This window comes from Pseudomonas sp. MF08831 (assembly GCF_059862645.1).
Window position 1 is genome coordinate 16,024 of the sequence record NZ_JCBCUX010000020.1, and the last position, 18,232, is coordinate 34,255.

An 18,232-nucleotide genomic window follows, 5' to 3' on the forward strand; every position below is an offset into this window, starting at 1 on the left:
CTAATGAGTCAAAGCGTTTTAGTGCTTTAGAGTTTGCCCTACGGCCATTCGGGCCGACCGAACATAAGGCGTAGGGCATGAGTGATGTGTTGGCGGTGCGTGATAGTGACTTGGTAATGCGCGAGCTGGCGCAAACGAAGGCATCCGTTATTGAAGCTCAGCGGGTGCTGATCGTAGGCGCAGGCTCTATTCCCAAGCTGGTTGGCGAGTTGAATGCCAGCCTGGCAGACCTCGGCTATGTGTGCGTGCCGTTGGAGCCCGCGCAAGGCTTGTACAAAACATTCGGCGATCTGCTGGCGTGTCCATCGCTGGCGCCGCTGCTACAGCCTGGCGCTGGAGCCCACCAGGCAGTGGCCCCTTCTGAAACGGTGCTGGAGAATGTTGGCGTGGTAGTTGAGTACGAACAATCCCAGCCCGCGGCCAACTCGCCAGAATCCGTAGTGGTGGACGTGTCGACACTCGACATGAGCAAGCCTATCAACTGGAAGGAGGGGGACGTTTTTATCTCCAATCCCCGTATTACGCTCCCCCACCAGTGTCGTAAGTGGCTGCTCGACTTCCTGGACCTGTCCGACCTGGATAATCTGACCGGGGTGGACGTACAAATCAGAAGCCCCAACACCACCACAACTGAGCTGATGACGCTCAAGCAATTTATGGCTCAATACGTCTTTCTAGAGCGCCCGGCCGCCGAGCAAAGCGCTACCGAATAGGCCAGTTTCGACCCCTCAAAATACGGGCTTGCATACCACTATGTAGGCCCGTTTCCATGCCCCTTAATGCGATTCAACAAGCCCGGAGCACCGCGCGGCTATTGCTGCTTCACGCGCCGCTACTGTCGGGCGAACTCACCCCCATCGAGCGAATGCGCGCCACGGCTGAGACCGTCGATCTGCATGCCGCGCTGCTTGATGCAGTCCCCCTTGAAAATCAAAGCCCCCTCAACGCTTTAGAGTTAATGCGTTATAGCGCTGAACTGCTGACAGTGCGCGCCAACCTGGAGGCGGGCAAGCTCAGCGCCATTGAACAAGTGCGCGCCAGTGCCAGGGGGCTGGAGCTGCGCGGCCTGCTGGGTAGTGCTGGCCCCGCCCGCCGGCCGCAACGGCGCCGTAACGCATCCACAGCCAAAGCTGTCACTACGCTGATTACCGACAAGGTAGCTCAGAAGAACGGTGGCCTGCTGGTAGTGGGTAATGCCGAGGCGCTGGACAGCTACGCGCGGACCTTCCTTGATCAAGCCAAATATACGGTTGCGCCCACCGGCCTGCTGTTGACCAAGAGTCAGGCGCGATTAGCTGAGCATCTGCCCAACACTCAGGAGGTGCTGCCATCCGGGGCAGTGATTTTCAGCTATGCCGATATCGGCGGCGTTTCTGTCGCCGTTGGTGGTGAGCTGTCCGGGATCGCTCGCGACCTTCCTGAGCTGAAAAGCCAAATGGCCCAACGCTGGGGCTCCGAGAAGTACCTGGCCGTTTTTGGCGAGACCGCGGCGCCGGCCGATGTGCAGGCCCACCAGGAAGAGCAAGCGCTCATTGCACAACGCAAAGCAGACAACGCAGCCGCCGAGATTGAAGCCGCTGGCGCGCCTCAGCGTGCAAAGGATGAGGCTGAGGCGCTGGCCAAGGCCGAAGCTGTGGAGCTGGAGCAGGCCCGCGCCGCAAATGAGCAGCAAAGCCGAGACTTTCACGCGGCCACCGCCGGCGCCGGCGTATCAGATAACCCAATCTACCAGGCGTATCTGGACACCCTGGAGCAATTGCCGGATTTCAAAAGTGGGAATGCAGATTTTTTGGGCTGGGCCACCATGCGGGCTGGCGAATTTGAGAGCCAGAGCAAGGGCCGCGTGTCCTCCGACAAGGCTGGCCACCTGGCATACGTTCGCCAGTGGGCGGATGAGCACCTATCGCAGCGTGTGAAGGATGCCAGGGCCGCAGCTGAGCCGAAACAGCCTGAGTCGGCGCCGGCGCAGCACCAAATCATTGAGTACACCACCAAAAAACAGAAAGTCTTGCGCGGTGTGCTGCGCACGGACCTTAGCCTTGCCGAGGCGAAGGCTATCGACCCGTACACCTGGCGCATGAACGGCGGTTATTTCATTCGCGAAAAGTACCTGGCGGGCGACACCAGCGCTATCCAGGCGGCGCCGGCGCCGGTGGTGCTGTCTCCCGAGCAGGAAGCTGAAAAAGCCGCCAGTGATGCCCGTTACGTAGAAGAGCGCCGGGTGTGGGCGCTGGGTATCCAGGTTGAAAAGTTGCGCACAGTCGCAAACAAGGCGATTGAGAGCGGCGAGGCTGGGATGACCCAGGACCGCAATACCAACACCGCCAGGCGCGCCGGCATGGCGGCCAGCGCCATCGACAAGGCCGCTGCGAACCATGCGGACGGACGGACCCTCAATAACATCGCTGACGCTATCGAGGTTGGGGCCGGCGGGTTGCTGAGTAAATTAACCAGCCGCGTGCAATTAGGTGAATTGCAGAGAGCGTTGCGTCTCGCCCAGTACGAGACGGATCGAGGATTGAGCTGCAGCGCTCAGCTGCAACGTAAAGGCCGCCCGTTCGATGAGAACGACCTCAAGAACATCGCTTTGCCGAGCCAGGTAACTTGGGCCAGCCGTTTTTCGGCCGCAGCGAAAGCTATCGAAAAACTAAAGCCCATCGGTAACGGCCGCCTGATTGCGGCGTTAAAAAAGATGGGCGACCGGCCTGAGCGCTTTGCGATGCGCGCCGAAGACGCTGCCATTACCCGCAAAGCGAATGACGTGCTCAAGGGCACCATGGACTCGCATGTCCTCGCCGACCCGGTCGAGAGCATTGCTCGCTTGGACCGCCTGGCGCGAATGGGCATTACGGATACAGCCACACTGCGTGAAGCCGCGCGTGAGCTGCTGCCGTTTATGGCTGCAAAGACCGAAGAGAGTGCAGTCAAAAAGGCTGAGCGGGCAATCAATGGCCAGAAGGTCGGCATCGACTTTTTCCCAACCCCTGCGCATGTCGCCCAACGAATGGCCAGCCTGGCGCACATCAGTGAAGGGATGCGCGTACTTGAGCCGAGCGCCGGCAATGGCAACCTGGCGGACGCTGCGAAGTCCGCCGGCGGCGTGGTGGACGTTATCGAGATATCCAGCCAATTAAGGGACATATTGACGGCGAAGGGATACACGGTGGTGGACCACGATTTTGATGGTTTCACGCCCGAGCAGCCTTACCAGGCCATTTTGATGAACCCACCTTTCTCCCAGCGCCGCGATGCAGCTCACATCATGCGGGCATTTGGAATGCTGGCGTCTGGCGGCTACTTAGTGGCCATTGCGGGGGAGGGTGTGTTTATCGGCAGCGACCAAAAGGCTGTCGCCTTCCGAGATTGGTTGGATGCTCATAACGCCACAGTCGAGGCGCTGGAGGGGGGCACTTTCAAGGACAAGGATCTGCTGGCGCAAACTGGCGCAAATGCCAGGTTGATCGTGCTTAAGAGGTAGCTCGCAAACCCACGAAAACCATGCAAACCCCCGCCAAAAACGGGGGTTTTTGGCACTTAACATCATTTCTGAAACGAATCGGGCGCAGCCCACCATCATCAGAAATGAGGTTACACATGCCTACGAACACTTACGCGCCCGACTCCGGTTTGGGCGAAGTTGCCGCAAAAGTTGGCGCTCTGGTTGGTGCCGCCCGCGGCAGCAATGGCAATATGCTGGATAGCCTCAGCGCTCCGGCAGTTGATGCGGTAAAAGATGCTGTTGCCAACGCCAGCAAGCTGTTGCCTGCTCGTATGGCTCGCCTGCTGGACAAGATCGACGGCGACGCCAACCGCGCGTTCGCTGTTACCTCTCTGCTGGACGGCATCACCAGCTTTGAGCGCAAGTGTGGCTTCTCCCCGTCCGCCGACATGCTCGACGCCGTTATCTCCCAGGCTGAAAACTTGGCCGACGGCAAAAGCTCTCAGGTGCTGCCTGACGGCGTCACCCTGGACAGCATCAGCACCAACAACGCATCGGCCACCCTGTCCCACCAGCCGAACCGTATCGCCGTCGCCATCACTGGCGGCCTGAGCGAGGCCATTCCGTTCGGCGCTTATCTGCCTTCGGACCTCAGCTCTAACGAGTCCAAGCTGGCCATCATCACCTCCATTACTGGCTCCAACTTCGGTGCCTACAAGGAAGGTGACATTATCGACGGCACCTCTGGCGGCCGCGAATACACCCGCTCCGAGCGTGTTGTAAGTGTTGTGGTTGATGCCGACCGCACCGGTGGCGCCTTCGCTATCACGTCGCAGATTGCTGGCGCTGGCGTGACTGTGCCGCTGCTGCGTAGCCGTACCTCGGTTGCCGTGAACGGCTTCACCGTTGCTTACGAGCAGTCGAACAACTCCGGTACCGATACCTCGCTGATTTCCGGACAGTTCACCCAGGCCGGCAAATCCTACGTCATCAACGGCAGCGTCAATGTTAAAACCGGCGCCGGCACCCTGACGTTCAACCCGGCTCTGGCGGCCGATATCGACGTGGAAGTTCAAGGTTTCATCGACTTCGAGGCCAAGCCTGAGCTGGCACCGCGTATCGGCACCATTGCGCAGAGCTTCAGCCTGTATTGCGCGCCGTCCCGCCTGATCATGCAGGCCACCCCGGATTCGCGCAGCCAGTCCCAATCGGAATTGGGCGCTGACCGTCTGACCATCGCTGTACAGGCCGCCCGCACCCAGCTGGCGAACGAGCGCTACATTGCTGCCCTGCGTAAGGTCCGCAAGCTGGCCAAGAACACCAGCCGCACCTACGACTTCAATGCCGCCGAGCAGCTGACGCTCAAGACCCGTTCCGACGCCTTGCGCGACCTGGGCTCGTTCATCGCGGCCGTTGACCAGGACGTTGCCAACCAGACCATGGAATTCGGTCTGAGCTTCTTCTACGTCGGCGCCATCGGTATGTCCCAGTTCCTGGCCATGGAAAGCGGCGCCGACTTTGTTCCGTCGGGCCTGCCTTCGAAGCCTGGCATCTGGCGTGTGGGCCGCTACAAGAACAAATACGACGTGTACTACAGCCCTTACGTCGTCGAAGAAACCGACACTGATATCGAAATTCTGTGCATCGGTCGCTCCCCGCAAGTGGCGCGTAACCCGATTGTCTTCTCGGACGCGGTATCGCCGACCCTCATCCCGCTGGCGGTCAATGCCGATCTGAAAACCGGTGCGGCACTGTTCTCCCGTCAGTTGACCGAAGTGAACCCGCACCGTCAGTCCGCACTGGGCTGCGCGCTGATCACCATCAAAAACGTGTACGCACTGGGCTAACTGGGGGCTGTCATGGCTGCGAAAACTGGAGCAAAACCAGCGGTTAAGGCCGCTGGCGCTAAACCCGCAGCGGCCCCCAAAGCACCGGAGGCTGTGGAGGAATCCGCAGCCGCTCCGGGCGCTGGCGAGCCTGCTGGCAGTACAGGTTCCACCGGTAGTTCTGGCTCTGCCGCTACTGACGAGAGCGATTCCGAAAGGGCGGCCCGTGAACAGCTGTTCAGCGACTTGGTTGATGAGGCCGAGCAGTTGAACCGCGAGTGGGATGAAAACGCAGCTCAGGTTCTCCATGAGCGCATGGCCTTGCTTGAGGACGAGGCGCGGGCCATGGACGTCGAATTCAACGAGCTTTCCCTGTTGGAAGGCGAGGCCTGGGCCATGGACGCCGAGCGCACTAAAAGCCAGAAAACCACGCAAACCGCCGCCGAAGAGGCCGCCGGCAGTGCCGTAACGTTGAACGTGTGGGCGCTTCCCGAAATCGGCGAGTTCCCGGCCACTGTCATCCTTGAAAACCACACCCGAAACCGCGTCGGTGTACCTGGCGCCGATGTCGCGCTTGATCCGTATGAGCGCGTCGAGGTCACGGTTTCCCTGGAGCAGTTCGCCAAGCTCGCCAAATCGCTTACCAGCAGTGCGCGGGCGCACAAGTGGGACAACCTCAAAGGCTTACAGGTGAAATATGACCGTAAAGATTGATCGACACGCAGGAAAAGCGCCCCTCACCATCGTTGACGCGTTGGTTGGCGCTCTGAGCTTCCCCCTCGTGGTTGTGCTCACGCACAAGAACGACAAGCCGTTGGTGATTCCGTCCTCGGGCATCAATACCGCTATCGAGCCAGGAGCGCCCACGCCGGTGAAGGTGAAAAGCCGCGATCAGGTATGGATGCTGGTCAGCGATCTGTCCGAATTTGCACACCGCGCCGGTAACGATTCCGACGACTTCGCCGTTTTGAGAGCGCCATCGGACGAAGGCGCTACCCAGGAAGCCCCCCAGTTGTCCCAAGAGGCGCTGGACAGTCCGGCGCCGGCTGATCCATCCGCCGGTGGCGTCAAGCCTGGCAGAACCAAGGAGTCCAAGTAATGACCATTCCTTTTTCTCGTACCATTGATAAGCGTTCGGGCGTACAGCTCAATCCAATCAATGACATGTCGGAAACCCCAAGCACCAGCACCGTAGCGCATAACATGGCCATTACCGGCCGTTTTGCACGAGGTCGCATCGACAAGGTTTTTGCGGTCTCGCGCAACAAGCTCAAGCGCACCCTTGGGGCCGCACAGTCTATGTCGGTCAGTGCGTTGGGTGAGCCTTACGTGCACATCCAGGAAGCGCTCAAGTCGGGTACCGTCCAGGCTATCGTTTCGCGCCTGGTGAGCGCAGAAGCCACCAACAAGCTCATGGTGGCGTCCGTTCCAAAACCTGCACCCGAGGGCGCGGAAGCCGCTCCAGCTTGGACTCTGGTTACTGAGGCGGCCGGTCCTACCGGTGACTACCTGGTAGCTATCAAGCACCTGGAATGCTTCTCTGAAGGTGTCAAGGCTGAAATCCATGCGGACGCCGCCGTTGGTGCCGACGGCAAGCCGGCGCCGTCCAAAATTATCGTCCTGCAATTGCGCGACGTGAACACCAATGAAATCGTCCTCGGCCCCTACAAGGGCTCGCTTGATCCGGCTGCGCTCGACGAGTTCGACAAGAGCTACTTTATCGGCGATATCGTGGCGCAATTCACCGACCTCTTGGAAGTCGTCGAGGTGAACGCAGACGCCGCTGTGCCTACGACTTGTGCGTTCTATGGCAAAAAAGACAACAAAGACGCATACGCTTCGGCCGTGCTGGTGCCGTTCACCGAAGGCTCTAAGCTTTACACCACATCGGACCTGGATGCGGCCGTAGACCGTATCCGTCGCTCCCGCCCGTCCTTCACCTACATCGGTAGCGGCGGCACCGAGAACGTGGCACTGATTTCCCGACTGCTGGAGCTGGGCAAGCTGATCAACAAGCAAGTCTGTTGGGACATCCCCGGTCGTTTCACCCCAGCCGCAGCGATCACGTTTTACGCCTCCGTTGGTGGCGCCACTGACAGCATTTACAGCCAGTGCTATTGGGCGCCTATCAAGGCAACCAACCCGGCGGCAGGCGGTATCGCATTCATGGGTACGTCTGGCCTGAACATCGGCCTGCGCTGCGCTCGCAATGCTCAGACCAACGCCAAGGGCATTGCCCCGCGTAACGTCGTGATCGCGGGCAGTGACTTCGCCGTCAATCGTACCAACATGGTGCAGGCCTACGAGCCGGACGAGGACACTGAGCTGGAAGAGCTGGCCGCGAACCGAATCAACCCGGTGCTGTTCAAGGATTACCAGAGCGGCGGTAAATACGCCTGGATCGACTCCCTCACCGGTGCGCAGACCGAAGGCGCCACCAAGTTGATTGCGGTAGTCGAAATGGCTACCTATGTCGACGACACCCTGGCATCCGCCGCCCAGGAAGCGTTGCAAAAGCCTATGGCCAAAGCCATCGAGAAAACCACCAAGTTTGCTGGCAACTTCCTGGAGTCGCTGCAATCGGCTGGCTGGTTGCAGCCAAGCGCTGAACTTGATGGCGCGTGTTACTCGGCCACCATCCAGGCGAATGCAAACCAGCCATTCGAAAAAATGAACATCGACACGGCAATCTGCTACGACGGTACGGCTCGTATCATCGTTCAGCAGCAGTCCGTCGTCCGCACGTAAGGGGATCAACAATGGATAAGTTACTGCAACACGTACTCAGCACCAGCGCCGCGGTAAGCCTGGCCTACGCGCCGAAGGCGCCCGAAGTGCCTAAAGTACCAGCCCTGCCGCTTGATCCGCTTGTCGCGGCAATGCTTGACGCAGTGAAGCCGGAAAACGCACCGGCCTCTCTGTACACCGATGAAATGCGTCAGGACGCGGTGAACATCGTCCAGGAATGGGCCGAATCGGACCTGGAAGAGGGCGAAGGCTTCGGCGACCGTCTGTATGCGCTTGTTGTCGGTAGCGCGACCGAGGGCGACGACGATCTGACTGACGACGAAGCCGACTATGCCGCCGCCGTGGCCGAGTTGGTGGGCGATTACCTGGAAGGCAAAGGCATCGAATCGTCCGACGTGGATTCGCTGTTGGGTGATGATCCATCGTTCGACAACGACGTGGCCGCGCGCATTCATGATGCCCTGTTGGACAAGCTCCCGCAGGGTGATGACGCCATGCTCGACGACGCCGACAAGTTCGTCAGCGGTGATGACGATCAAATGCTCGATGCGGTTTACAAGAAGGTCGTGGCCATTCGTGGCGGCCTGAAAGTGCGCATCAAAAAGCGTGTCAGTGGCCGCGTGCGCCTGACCGCAGCGCAGAAAGGTGCCATTCGCAAAATGCACAAAAAAGCATTCTCGGGCGCGGCGAAGATGAAGCGCGCGAAGTCCATGCGCCTGCGTCAACGCCTGCTGGGCAAGTAAAACATGGCCGACTTTAGCGTTGACAGTCTTGGCAAAACCGTTTCGGGCGCCATCCAGGGCGCAACTGCGCCGGCTGCCGGAGGCGCGTCAAACACCTTGCTAGGGTCGGCCACCAAATTCGTAGGGAGCGGCGCCGCTGGCGCGGCTTCCGGTATCTTGAAGGCGGGCGTCTCGACCTTCGACGGCATGGTCGGCGGCAAAGCCAACCGCCAGGCGCTTGAGGGCGCGGCAAATACCGTGACTGGTACCGTCTCTGACCTGTGGTCGGGGAAGACGACCGTGGGCGCTGTATACGACTCAGCTTCTGCAAAGGTCATGGGCCTGGTGGAGGGGGCAAAGACCGCCGACCCATCTGCATTGGTAGGCAGCATCACAGGCAGCGTTGGCGAGTATTTGCCAGGGCTTAAAACGTTAAGCTCCGACCTGGGGGGCGACTGGGGGAGACTGTCGCCGCTGTTGCTGGTGCGCCTGTTTGTCTGCAATGCCAAAGGCGTGGCCGACATGAAGGAGTTCACTGGCGTGTACGCGGCGATGAAAGAAGGCTCATTCGAAGCCCAGCAAAATTGGGTTTCGCCGTTTGAGAGCACCGGGCCAGAAACTAAGGCGCCTGCTTTGGCCGGCATGCTTCAATCTGGCTCGCTGGTGCCGGTCCTGAACGCGCTACAGGCGATTTCCCCGTTCAAGGATGGCGCAATAGCGGACTCGCTCAACTCAGGCTCTGACAAGCTCAAGAGCATCATGCGGGATCTTGAGGGCCGCACCGGCATTACCAAGTTGAATTCGCGACAGGTGTTTTCAGGCATGCCCCCGGTGAAGGTCAACTTCACTCTCCACTTCCGGGCGGTGAAAGACGCCCTGACGGAAGTTGAGGCGCCGTTGACGCGCCTGCTTGAATGGGTTTTTCCGCAAGAGCTGGCGGAAGATGGGATTTTGTCCGAGGTGCTGAAAACGACGAACGATATCGAGTCTTTCATACAGGCGCTTTTTCCATCGACGGCCCCTAAGCTGCTCGGGTTCACCTATGCCGGTCGCACCTGGTCGCCGATGGTGATTGAGAGCGTCACGTTTCCCCTGGATGCGCCGAAGACATCGCAAGGCTATTTCTCCGATCTGCCGGTGCAAATATCTATGGCCACGCTCACAGCGCTCGACCGTCCGGACATAAAGCGCTTCTTCGGCCGATAGCTGGCTGAAAACACTGCAAACCCCGCCCATTGGCGGGGTTTTTTGCATGTGACGATTGCCCGGAGTGATCAATTTCTCCAGAGGTGACGTATGACAGTTAGCAGCATGGCGGTTTTGAGCCGCACGTTTCAAAACACCAACGATATTGGCGCCAAAGCTGTTCAGGCTGACGCCTGCCTGGTGATCGATGAATTCCCGGACATGATGCTGCTGTTCAAGCAGTTTCCTTGGCCCGTAGCCACTGGCGGCGCTGTGATTGAGTACTTCGGTCCACTGGGTCAGAAAATGGGTCAGCTGAGCCAGAACAAGACCATGCAGGAAGGCCCGGTCTCGATTTATGAAACCCGCGCCAACCACGCAGGTGAGTTCCTGAAACAGCTGATTGCCATTGGCGGTGAGTTCAACGGCACCGTCTACGCGGGCCGCCCCGATGACTACACCCGCAAGGAAGACTTGAAGAAATGCATGCTGGTCGTTGATACCCCTGACCGTGACTGGGAGAACGATACGCAGGTGCTCATGCTGTCCGGCACCATGACCTTCCACTGGTTTGCGAACCAGTAACCATGAAGCTCAGCCAATTAGTTGAGCAGTACGTTGCTGATCTGCCGATTGGCTGCGTGCTGACCGAAGAGCAAATAGCCCGCAGTCTGCGTAACGCAACTCGGCAGTATTGCGGCTATGCAATCTTGGCCAGCGCCGAAACCCTTGATGCCGTCGGGGCAAAGCCCGGCGGTGTTGATGTTGATTTGTCTGATAGCGAGCTGGCGATTATTCAGCCGCTGTGGACGTTGTATCTGGAGAAAGAAAACGCGCTTGCCCTGGAAGCATCGAAAAGCCAAGGCGCTGAGCTGTTCGGTCGCAGTGTTTCAGAGGTCGTGCCGTCGATTCTGGAATACGAGCTTGCACTGCCACGGCTGGCCTTTTCCTTCGCGGTGAGGTCGGTCTGATGGGCAATATCTTCGAGCGTCTGGCTTACCAAGGGCTCAGCGCCGTAGCTCCAAAGGTTGGCTTGAGCGGCAAAGTGCTCAAGTACAGCAACGTGGCCAAGAACTTCCTCAATGGCAATTTGAACGGCGCGGCCAACGGTCTGCTGGATAACGTGTTTGGGCGTACCAGTGCATTTTCTGAGGGCGGCAACATCATACTGGCCGGCCAGAGTTGGCAGAACCAACTCCAGATGTTTGAAGAGGCGTCGAGCGTCCTGCGTGAGCGGACGAACCTTTGGCATGTCGGCGTCGACCCGGTGGGCAAAGTGTCGGCGCCGCGCGTCAACCTGCTGGCCACCGAGGTTTCGTTTAACAGCGTCCAGCTGGGCTATGAGCCGGTAAAGATCGGCTCGGGCTTCACTCAAGCGCCTACTGGTGCTGATCCGTTGGAGCTGCGCCTTGTTTGCTACGACGTTAGCGGTGAAATCAAGACTTGGTTCGAACAGCTGTTCACCCTTGCCGCACACCCGGACGGAACGTTTGGGCTCCCCACTGACTACGCCAACACGATCACCGTCACTCACGGCGCTGTCGAGGAAGGGCGCGGCTACTCCAAATCCTGGGTGCTGTTACCGGTTTCGTGCGAGGTCAATCTTTCGCGCAGTACGGACGATTTCACGGCCCTTAACCTGTCATTCACCCAATACGACACCTTGGGGACTTTATGAAGTACATCAACCCAATCAACACGCGGCGTATTTCCGTTGAGATGTCGGAAATGGTCATTGAAGACGTGGAAAAGCTCTGTGAAATCCCGGCCATTTATGACCAGCGGACCGTAAGCGAACTTTTGCGTCGGATCTGCAAGCCGATTGAGCGGCCCAACGCCGTATCAGACCCGCGTTTCTGGTCCGTCAATGAGCGCATCTATGTGGTGGCCAGCTACATGGCTTCCACGCGTGACGACGGCCCGGACTTCCCGGTGGGCGCCGGCGATAGCGATGGCCACTTTAGCGACTACCTGCTGCCCAATACTGATTACGTCCCTGACATCCCGTTCACCTATAACGGCGAACAGTTGTTGTTCAGTCCGCTGCTGGGTTATCAGGCCGAGATTATCGAATCCCTGATAGCCGGTGGCGCCTACAAGTCGACTGATTACAGCTGGTGGTGTGGCGCTATGGCGGCGTGCGTTCGTGACGAAGGTGTAGACCCAATTCCTTATACCGATGACGCAAGTTATGAGGCCGCCCTGGTGGAGCGAATCACCGCCATCCGCCGGCTGCCGGAATCAGAATTTGTCGGGCTCTTCCAAGCCTACCTGGGCGCCACCATGGCGGGCGCGCACCTGGTGCACGCAATCACGAGTTCGTACGGCGTGATTGCCTCACCGATTACAGAGCCCAAAGAGGGGGTGCCAGAGTTAGCACCAGCCCGATTTCCTGCCCATTCCTGCATCAGCTTCGGCGCGCGTCAAGTTATGGGATTCGTATAACGCCGTCAGGGCTGAGCTGGCGCTGTACTTCGGCCAAGACCTGACGCGGTGCGGAAAGCTGACCGAAACCAGAATTCGGGCGTTATTTGATAGCAAACCTTTCAGCAACTGGAAGACGGCCCGAGAAAACGAAAACAAAGGGGTCCAGGCAACAATCAATCGTCTGGATGCGGTCATTAAATCACTTGGCAACGTGGCGCAAATCATCGCCAAAAAAGGCGCATGAATGACGCAAACCAGCCGCCAGCGGCTGGCACAAAGCCATAGACAATATCGGTAATTAACCATGACCAGATGGAATAACGATATGGCCGCTGACGTGCAGCGAATCATGGATACACCGCTCGCCAAGCTCAGCCTGGGAATCGCTCAGGCGGGGGCCGTAGCGCTGCTTATCGGCGTGTGCAGCAGCATCACCACCAAGCTCGACAACATTCAGAACACTGTTAACCAAAGCTCGCGGGACATGGCCTTGGTGCAAAACGATGTTCGTCGCTTGGAAACTTCGACCAGCGAACTGCGCGCCGAGCAATCTTCGGGCGAAAAGCGCACCTCTCGGCTGGAGTTCAAGGTTGAGCAGATGGAGAAGGACCGGGCCAATGACCGCAACAAGTAATGCTCAGCCGCCGGCGACATTCAAAAACCTGCTCCGGCAGAAGTTGAAGCCGTACAACAAGAGGATTTTCGCCATCTGCCTGGTGCTCGATGGCCTGGTGGCACTGATGACGCTTTACAGCGATGCGCCGCCATTTGACGCGGTTATTTACGGGGCCATTTCAGCAGTCGTCAAGGCCGCGAACGTGGGCCTTCACTACCTCAAAAGCACCATCCAGGATGAAGATACCGATGCCGCCAGTTAGCACACCACCGGCCGCCACCCAGGCGGAAATCGACATTGTTGCCCGCACCCTTTGGGGCGAGGCTCGCGGCGAAAATGAGGCAGGGCAGATTGCCGTGGCCTGGACCATCCGCAATCGGGTATTTGATGGAAAGACCAACTCCTGGTGGGGGGAGGGCTATATCGGCGTCTGCCAGAAGCCGTGGCAGTTCAGCTGCTGGAACGCCAACGATCCGAACTCGCCTTATCTGCGCGGCGCCAAGCCCATCCCGGCCGGTGAGTACAAGAAGGCGCTGGCGGCCGCCACTGCTGTGCTGAATGGCCTCAAGCCTGACCCAACTGGCGGCGCGACCCATTACTACGCCACCACGATGCCGAAGCCGCCGGCCTGGATCAAAGGCGCCACTCAAACGCTCAAGCTCGGGCGTCACATCTTTTTCAAGAACGTACCGTAACTGTTCACCGGGGCTGGCAAATGAAGATTGCACTGTATGTTCTTGCGGCGTTGCTGTTGCTGACTATCGGAGCGGTAGGCGGCTACTCGCGAGCCTCCAGCAACTACCAGCCCAAGCTCGACGAAGCGGGCACCAGCCTGGCCAGCATCACATCCGCCCGCGACAACCTGTTGGCGCTCACTACTGAGCAGGGGTTGAAGTTGGGCGAGCTGGTGCGGCTTGGCAACGAGCGAGAACTGGCTGCCGAGAAGGCGCAGGCCGGCGCACGAGCAGTGGCGGGCAACCACTATGCCGCTGCAAACGACATCCTGAGAGGGCGAACGGGCGGCGACCAATGCGTAGCGGCCGAGGCGGTAATAGACGGGGAGCTTTTCGGACAATGAAAACGCTGATCATTTTTGCCACATTGCTGGCGCTCTCTGGATGCGCCGGCAAACCAACTGAGCCTCCACCGATTATCCGCGTTCCGGTACCGGTGCCGGTCCCGTGCCGAACGAAGGGCGTAGAGGTTCCAGCCTTTGCTGCTGAGGGTCTGAAAAAGTCCGACCCGCTACAGGTGAAGGTGCGCGCGCTGATGGCAGAGCGGCGTCAGCGCATGGGGTACGAAGTCCAGCTGTTGGCTGCTGTATCAGCATGCCAATGAGTTAAAGAGTTATAGTGCTATCGCGCTATAGAGTTAAAACGCCAAAACGCCAAAAAGGATCGGGGAGCATTAAGCTCCCCGGTCCTTTTTTAGGCGTGGGCGCTCATTGGGTAATGAGCGCCCGAGTGCTTTTCGATGCGAACCGGTGGAGCGCTGCGCTCCATCACATACTTGGCCCATCGATCCATCATTGGGCGCCGACGTTCTAACAAATTGCCTCGGTTGTAAGCCCTGGTGGTGGCGTTGCCTACGGCGTGCGACAGCGCAACTTCACAGAGGTCGGACGGAAATTTAGTTTTCTCGTTTACCCAGGACGTGAATGTGGTGCGGAACCCATGTGGTGTGCTGGTTTCACCGTACTTGATCAGGACGCGGCGCATTGCGTTGTTTGGCATGATCGCTTCAAGGGTGCGGTTGGGGAATATGAACTTGCTTTTGCCCCTGGTGTGCACGTCCTTGAGCACAGCCATTGCCGCGTCACTCAGCGGGATCTGGTGTGGCTTACGGTTTTTCATCCGTACGGCCGGTATGTTCCAGGTCTTGGTTTCGAAGTCGATTTCGTCCCACTCGGCGCCCATAGCTTCGCCACTGCGGCAAGCTGTCAATATTACGAATTGTAGGCAGCGTGCGGCGCGGGTTACATCGCCTTCAAGCTTCTCCATAAAGCTCGGCAAACGGGAGTAGGGCATGGACTCCAGGTGAACTGTCTCTGGTATAGCGCGAGACAGAATGTTTTGCAGGTGGCCACGCCAGCGCGCCGGGTTCTCACCGTCACGATTGCCGCGTGTTTTTGCGAAGTCGAGAATCAGCTCTATGCGGTTGCGGACGCGGCGAGCGGATTCTGGCAATTCACGCCAAATTGGGTCGAGTACGGAAACCACAGCGTCGGTGTCCACGTCGCCCACCGGCAAATGGCCAATAATCGGGAAAACATGGTCGCGCAGTGAGCTGTGCCACTGGGCCGCATGCTTTTCGGACCAGCCATGTTTGTAGCGCTCGATTCGTTCCAGCGCTTCATCTTGAAAAGTAACGGTTTTTTTGACTTCCTGGTGCTTCTCGGCCAACGGGTCAATACCGTTGTTAATTAGCACCCGCATTTCAAGGCTTGCGGCGCGAGCATCCGCCAGCGACACGAGTGGGAATTTTCCCAGGCCCGCGTCGTGGCGTTTGCCATTCATCTGGTACCGAAGTATCCAGAATTTCGCACCGCTCGGTGTCACTCTCAAGAATAAGCCGTGCTTATCCTGGTAAGAGGCCGGGATGGTGATGTTTTGGATAGCCTTCTGCGTGAGAGCCATTTTGGTTTTACCTTTTATGCGCGATTTGTAGGTGCAGCGTTCTGATATCCATTTCGTGAGTGAAGAACAGTGTTTGCAGCTAGACAGTTTGGATTTTGCCGGGGAATCCGACACGTGACCTTTCAGATAGTGCCGAAAGTACGAGGGATATAGTATCCCCGATCAGACGGCTGGAAACCCCCGGATGGGCTGGCTTCTAGCGTAATTGGGGTGAGGTGTTCCCACACTTTGCCCCACACTAAACCGTAGAAGGTTCGCGGGGCGCGGCGCGGGTATATTTTAGGAGGGGGAATACGATCCGACGAGCGGTATGTTTAAAACGGGGTTTTTTTTGCTTTGGTCGCGTTTAAGTAGTTCAAATATCGGTCATTACCGCCGAAAAGCTCAATCATTAGGGCCGTATGCTGCCGTTCTGCCATCATTTGTGCCTCAACGCGCTCGGCTTGATGTTTGGCCTGGTTTTGTGACATGCGCGTGAGCCCCTGGCCAATCTCCACCGGAAGCTGGTAGCCAACCGTCATGCTAAGCGCAAGAATTACGGCGAGCAGCGCGATTCTTAGCCGCTTGGCCAGCGCCTGCCCTGCGATGGACACTTGTTTCAGTGGGTGCAGCGCTGAGTACACGTACATAAGGCCGATGGCCAATACGAGCATGGCAATTGATGGCATTCGTTTATCCCTTAAATTCAAACTGAATGAGCCAGCACCACGGGTTGTCTTCCGCCGGCGTGCTGGGGTGACTGCGTGCCCAATATTTGTGGAAGTCGACCTTGGTGGCATAGCCGCATGCCTCCCAAGCGTGCTGGCCCAGGTCGGCGAAGCGGGCGATGTCTAAGCGTCTCACGCGGCCGGTACCGAACCGGGCGTGCCTTTGCGGCGGTAGCTCTTGCAGCAGGTCAAAAGCGTTTCCTTGCTGGATCGGGGCAATATCGCGGGCGATGATCCCGGCCCTGAATGCCATGCGCACGGCGCCCATGAGCCCTATGGCGTCGTCAATGCTCAAACCGAGGGACGCCAGGGCGCCGGCATCGATCACCGGCTGAGGCGCGAAGGGGACAACCACCAGGCGCACGATACCGCTCTGCACCTTGGCGCTGATTTCGGGGGAAAAGGCCATTTGCTTTAAGGCAAAATCAGGGTTGCCGTCATTGGCGCGCCTGAGATATCCGGTTCCGTCGCTCATTGAGGGCTTCCACCGGCGGGTTTTCTTTCGTGCATGAGTTGGCCCAGGGTTATCGGCTGATGAGGTTGAAGGCAACTTTCTTGATGGGGTGGCCATGCTCTTCAACGAGCTGAGCGCCAAGCGTGTCGATGAGGTTTAACGCCGCTTCTCGGGCTTCTGAATAGTTCATTGGCCCGCCGCTGTTCACGTTCCAGGTGGACTCTAGGGCGTTGCCGTGGTTATCCACGACCAGGAACTTGCCGGACCAGCGCACGGGCTTGCGGGGTTGCTTGCCGTGTACCTGGCTGCACCTACCGTTGAAATTGACCTTCACCCGGCAGCTCCCCACCAGGTGGAAAATAAGACGAACAGCTGCGATTTCATGGGCTTATCCCTTGCATAATTGGCCGCCCTGAGTAGAATCCGGGCGACTTATCTCTGGCGATTTAAGTGGGAAGAAACCGCGCGGCTCCAAGGGGCAACGCGGTTTTTTTTCGTCTGCGATTTGGGTTTTAGATGCCCTGGGGCACGTCTTCGCCGCCCAGCGCCTCGATCAGCGCCGGCAGGAACTCGGCGAAGGTCAGCATCATCAGCGCGAAGCTGGCGTCCAGCTGGCCCATAGCTTCGTCGCCGCCATCCTTCTCCGCCTGGTCTTGCAACAAATCCTCGAATTTCAAACGCTTGACGGTCATTTTGTCGTCGAGCATGAAAGACAATTTGTCCTGCCAGGCCAGGGACAGCTGGGTTACGACTTTGCCGGTGGCCAGGTGCACCTGGATTTCATCGCCAGTCAGGTCTTGGCGCTTGCAGCGCACGGTGCCGCCGTCTTCATGAGTGTCGCGCAGTTCGCATTCATCGAGAACGAAGAAGTCGTCCGCCGGTTTTTTACTGGTGGCCCATTCGGTCATAGTTGCCGTGGGCGCCAATTTCACCGTGAGTGGGCGCACCGGCAGGGTGCCGATCACCTCACGTAGGGTCGACAGCAAGTCTTCGGCCCGCTTGGGGCTGGCCGAGTTGACCAGGATCAGGCCTTGTTTTGGAGCAATGGCGGCGAAGGTAGACGAGCGACGGATAAACGCGCGCGGCAGGAAGGCCTGAATGATTTCATCTTTGATCTGGTCACGTTCCTTTTTGTAGACCTTGCGCATTTGCTCGGCTTCGATCTCTTCGACTTTTTCCTTCACCGCATCACGCACCACGCTGCCCGGCAAGATGCGTTCTTCTTTGCGGGCGGCGATCAGCAGAAAGTCACCGCTGACGTGGGCCAGGGGGGCGTCATCATCTTTACCGAAGGGGGCAGTGAATCCGTATGTGGTCAGCTCCTGGCTTGCACAAGGGCGCGCCCGCTTGGTGGCCATAGCACTTTCCAGCGCTTCGGCAGTAACGGGTAGATCCTGGGTCAGGCGATAGATGAGCAAGTTCTTGAAAAACATGAAGTGTCCTTGGAAGGGTAGGGCGGTGGTGGGCCATTA

22 protein-coding genes are annotated in these 18,232 nt (G+C 58.5%); 17 read left to right on the top strand and 5 right to left on the bottom strand.

The genetic code is table 11. From position 1 onward, the window contains the following. Window positions 1-77: 77 nt before the first annotated feature. From AC19YS_RS29540 to AC19YS_RS29620, 17 genes are all read left to right on the top strand, one after another. Entirely contained in the window at window positions 78-713 is a 636-nt protein-coding gene (locus AC19YS_RS29540; RefSeq protein WP_500603299.1) for a hypothetical protein, read from the top strand. 56 nt (window positions 714-769) lie between these two features. Further along, complete coding sequence (locus AC19YS_RS29545) at window positions 770-3,478, top strand: hypothetical protein (protein ID WP_500603300.1); 2,709 nt, start codon at window positions 770-772, stop codon at window positions 3,476-3,478. 116 nt (window positions 3,479-3,594) lie between these two features. Beyond that, window positions 3,595-5,286: a hypothetical protein gene (locus AC19YS_RS29550; RefSeq protein WP_500603301.1), complete on the top strand. Its 1,692-nt coding sequence runs from the start codon at window positions 3,595-3,597 to the stop codon at window positions 5,284-5,286. A gap of 93 nt (window positions 5,287-5,379) precedes the next feature. Beyond that, complete coding sequence (locus AC19YS_RS29555; RefSeq protein ID WP_500603302.1) at window positions 5,380-5,979, top strand: hypothetical protein; 600 nt, start codon at window positions 5,380-5,382, stop codon at window positions 5,977-5,979. After that, window positions 5,963-6,364, top strand: coding sequence for a hypothetical protein (locus tag AC19YS_RS29560; protein ID WP_500603303.1), 402 nt, complete (start codon window positions 5,963-5,965; stop codon window positions 6,362-6,364). Before AC19YS_RS29555 ends, AC19YS_RS29560 begins: the two co-directional genes overlap by 17 nt. After that, window positions 6,364-8,013, top strand: coding sequence for a hypothetical protein (locus AC19YS_RS29565; protein WP_500603304.1), 1,650 nt, complete (start codon window positions 6,364-6,366; stop codon window positions 8,011-8,013). The genes AC19YS_RS29560 and AC19YS_RS29565 overlap by 1 nt, the downstream gene beginning before the upstream one ends. 11 nt (window positions 8,014-8,024) lie before the next feature. Then, a complete protein-coding gene (locus tag AC19YS_RS29570; RefSeq protein ID WP_500603305.1) occupies window positions 8,025-8,756 on the top strand; it encodes a hypothetical protein in 732 nt (243 codons plus the stop codon). A gap of 3 nt (window positions 8,757-8,759) precedes the next feature. Beyond that, window positions 8,760-9,941, top strand: a complete 1,182-nt coding sequence (locus AC19YS_RS29575) for a hypothetical protein (protein ID WP_500603306.1) — start codon at window positions 8,760-8,762, stop codon at window positions 9,939-9,941. Window positions 9,942-10,031: 90 nt separating this feature from the next. Continuing rightward, window positions 10,032-10,505 carry a hypothetical protein gene (locus tag AC19YS_RS29580; RefSeq protein WP_500603307.1) on the top strand — a complete coding sequence of 158 codons (474 nt, stop codon included), beginning with the start codon at window positions 10,032-10,034 and terminating at the stop codon, window positions 10,503-10,505. 2 nt (window positions 10,506-10,507) lie between these two features. Further along, window positions 10,508-10,891 carry a hypothetical protein gene (locus tag AC19YS_RS29585; RefSeq protein ID WP_500603308.1) on the top strand — a complete coding sequence of 128 codons (384 nt, stop codon included), beginning with the start codon at window positions 10,508-10,510 and terminating at the stop codon, window positions 10,889-10,891. Beyond that, complete coding sequence (locus AC19YS_RS29590) at window positions 10,891-11,598, top strand: hypothetical protein (protein WP_500603309.1); 708 nt, start codon at window positions 10,891-10,893, stop codon at window positions 11,596-11,598. The genes AC19YS_RS29585 and AC19YS_RS29590 overlap by 1 nt, the downstream gene beginning before the upstream one ends. Continuing rightward, the gene (locus AC19YS_RS29595; RefSeq protein ID WP_500603310.1) at window positions 11,595-12,365 is read left to right on the top strand and encodes a hypothetical protein; all 771 of its coding nucleotides are present in this window, start codon (window positions 11,595-11,597) and stop codon (window positions 12,363-12,365) included. Before AC19YS_RS29590 ends, AC19YS_RS29595 begins: the two co-directional genes overlap by 4 nt. 307 nt (window positions 12,366-12,672) lie before the next feature. Then, the gene (locus tag AC19YS_RS29600; protein WP_500603311.1) at window positions 12,673-12,981 is read left to right on the top strand and encodes a hypothetical protein; all 309 of its coding nucleotides are present in this window, start codon (window positions 12,673-12,675) and stop codon (window positions 12,979-12,981) included. Next, a complete protein-coding gene (locus AC19YS_RS29605) occupies window positions 12,965-13,225 on the top strand; it encodes a hypothetical protein (protein WP_500603312.1) in 261 nt (86 codons plus the stop codon). The genes AC19YS_RS29600 and AC19YS_RS29605 overlap by 17 nt, the downstream gene beginning before the upstream one ends. After that, window positions 13,200-13,658, top strand: a complete 459-nt coding sequence (locus tag AC19YS_RS29610; protein ID WP_500603314.1) for a cell wall hydrolase — start codon at window positions 13,200-13,202, stop codon at window positions 13,656-13,658. Before AC19YS_RS29605 ends, AC19YS_RS29610 begins: the two co-directional genes overlap by 26 nt. 20 nt (window positions 13,659-13,678) lie before the next feature. Then, window positions 13,679-14,041, top strand: a complete 363-nt coding sequence (locus tag AC19YS_RS29615; RefSeq protein WP_500603315.1) for a hypothetical protein — start codon at window positions 13,679-13,681, stop codon at window positions 14,039-14,041. Continuing rightward, a complete protein-coding gene (locus AC19YS_RS29620; RefSeq protein WP_500603316.1) occupies window positions 14,038-14,301 on the top strand; it encodes a hypothetical protein in 264 nt (87 codons plus the stop codon). The genes AC19YS_RS29615 and AC19YS_RS29620 overlap by 4 nt, the downstream gene beginning before the upstream one ends. Window positions 14,302-14,390: 89 nt before the next feature. Here the strand turns inward: AC19YS_RS29620 and AC19YS_RS29625 are convergent, their stop codons facing one another. From AC19YS_RS29625 to rdgC, 5 genes are all read right to left on the bottom strand, one after another. Next, on the bottom strand, window positions 14,391-15,599 hold the full coding sequence (locus AC19YS_RS29625; RefSeq protein WP_500603317.1) for a tyrosine-type recombinase/integrase: 1,209 nt from the start codon (window positions 15,597-15,599) through the stop codon (window positions 14,391-14,393). Window positions 15,600-15,913: 314 nt separating this feature from the next. Beyond that, window positions 15,914-16,267, bottom strand: a complete 354-nt coding sequence (locus AC19YS_RS29630) for a hypothetical protein (RefSeq protein ID WP_500603318.1) — start codon at window positions 16,265-16,267, stop codon at window positions 15,914-15,916. 4 nt (window positions 16,268-16,271) lie between these two features. Further along, window positions 16,272-16,781 carry a hypothetical protein gene (locus AC19YS_RS29635; RefSeq protein WP_500603319.1) on the bottom strand — a complete coding sequence of 170 codons (510 nt, stop codon included), beginning with the start codon at window positions 16,779-16,781 and terminating at the stop codon, window positions 16,272-16,274. Between the two features lie 49 nt (window positions 16,782-16,830). Further along, complete coding sequence (locus tag AC19YS_RS29640) at window positions 16,831-17,094, bottom strand: hypothetical protein (RefSeq protein ID WP_500603320.1); 264 nt, start codon at window positions 17,092-17,094, stop codon at window positions 16,831-16,833. Between the two features lie 178 nt (window positions 17,095-17,272). Further along, window positions 17,273-18,193 carry a recombination-associated protein RdgC gene (gene rdgC / locus AC19YS_RS29645; RefSeq protein WP_500603321.1) on the bottom strand — a complete coding sequence of 307 codons (921 nt, stop codon included), beginning with the start codon at window positions 18,191-18,193 and terminating at the stop codon, window positions 17,273-17,275. Between the last annotated feature and the right edge of the window lie 39 nt (window positions 18,194-18,232).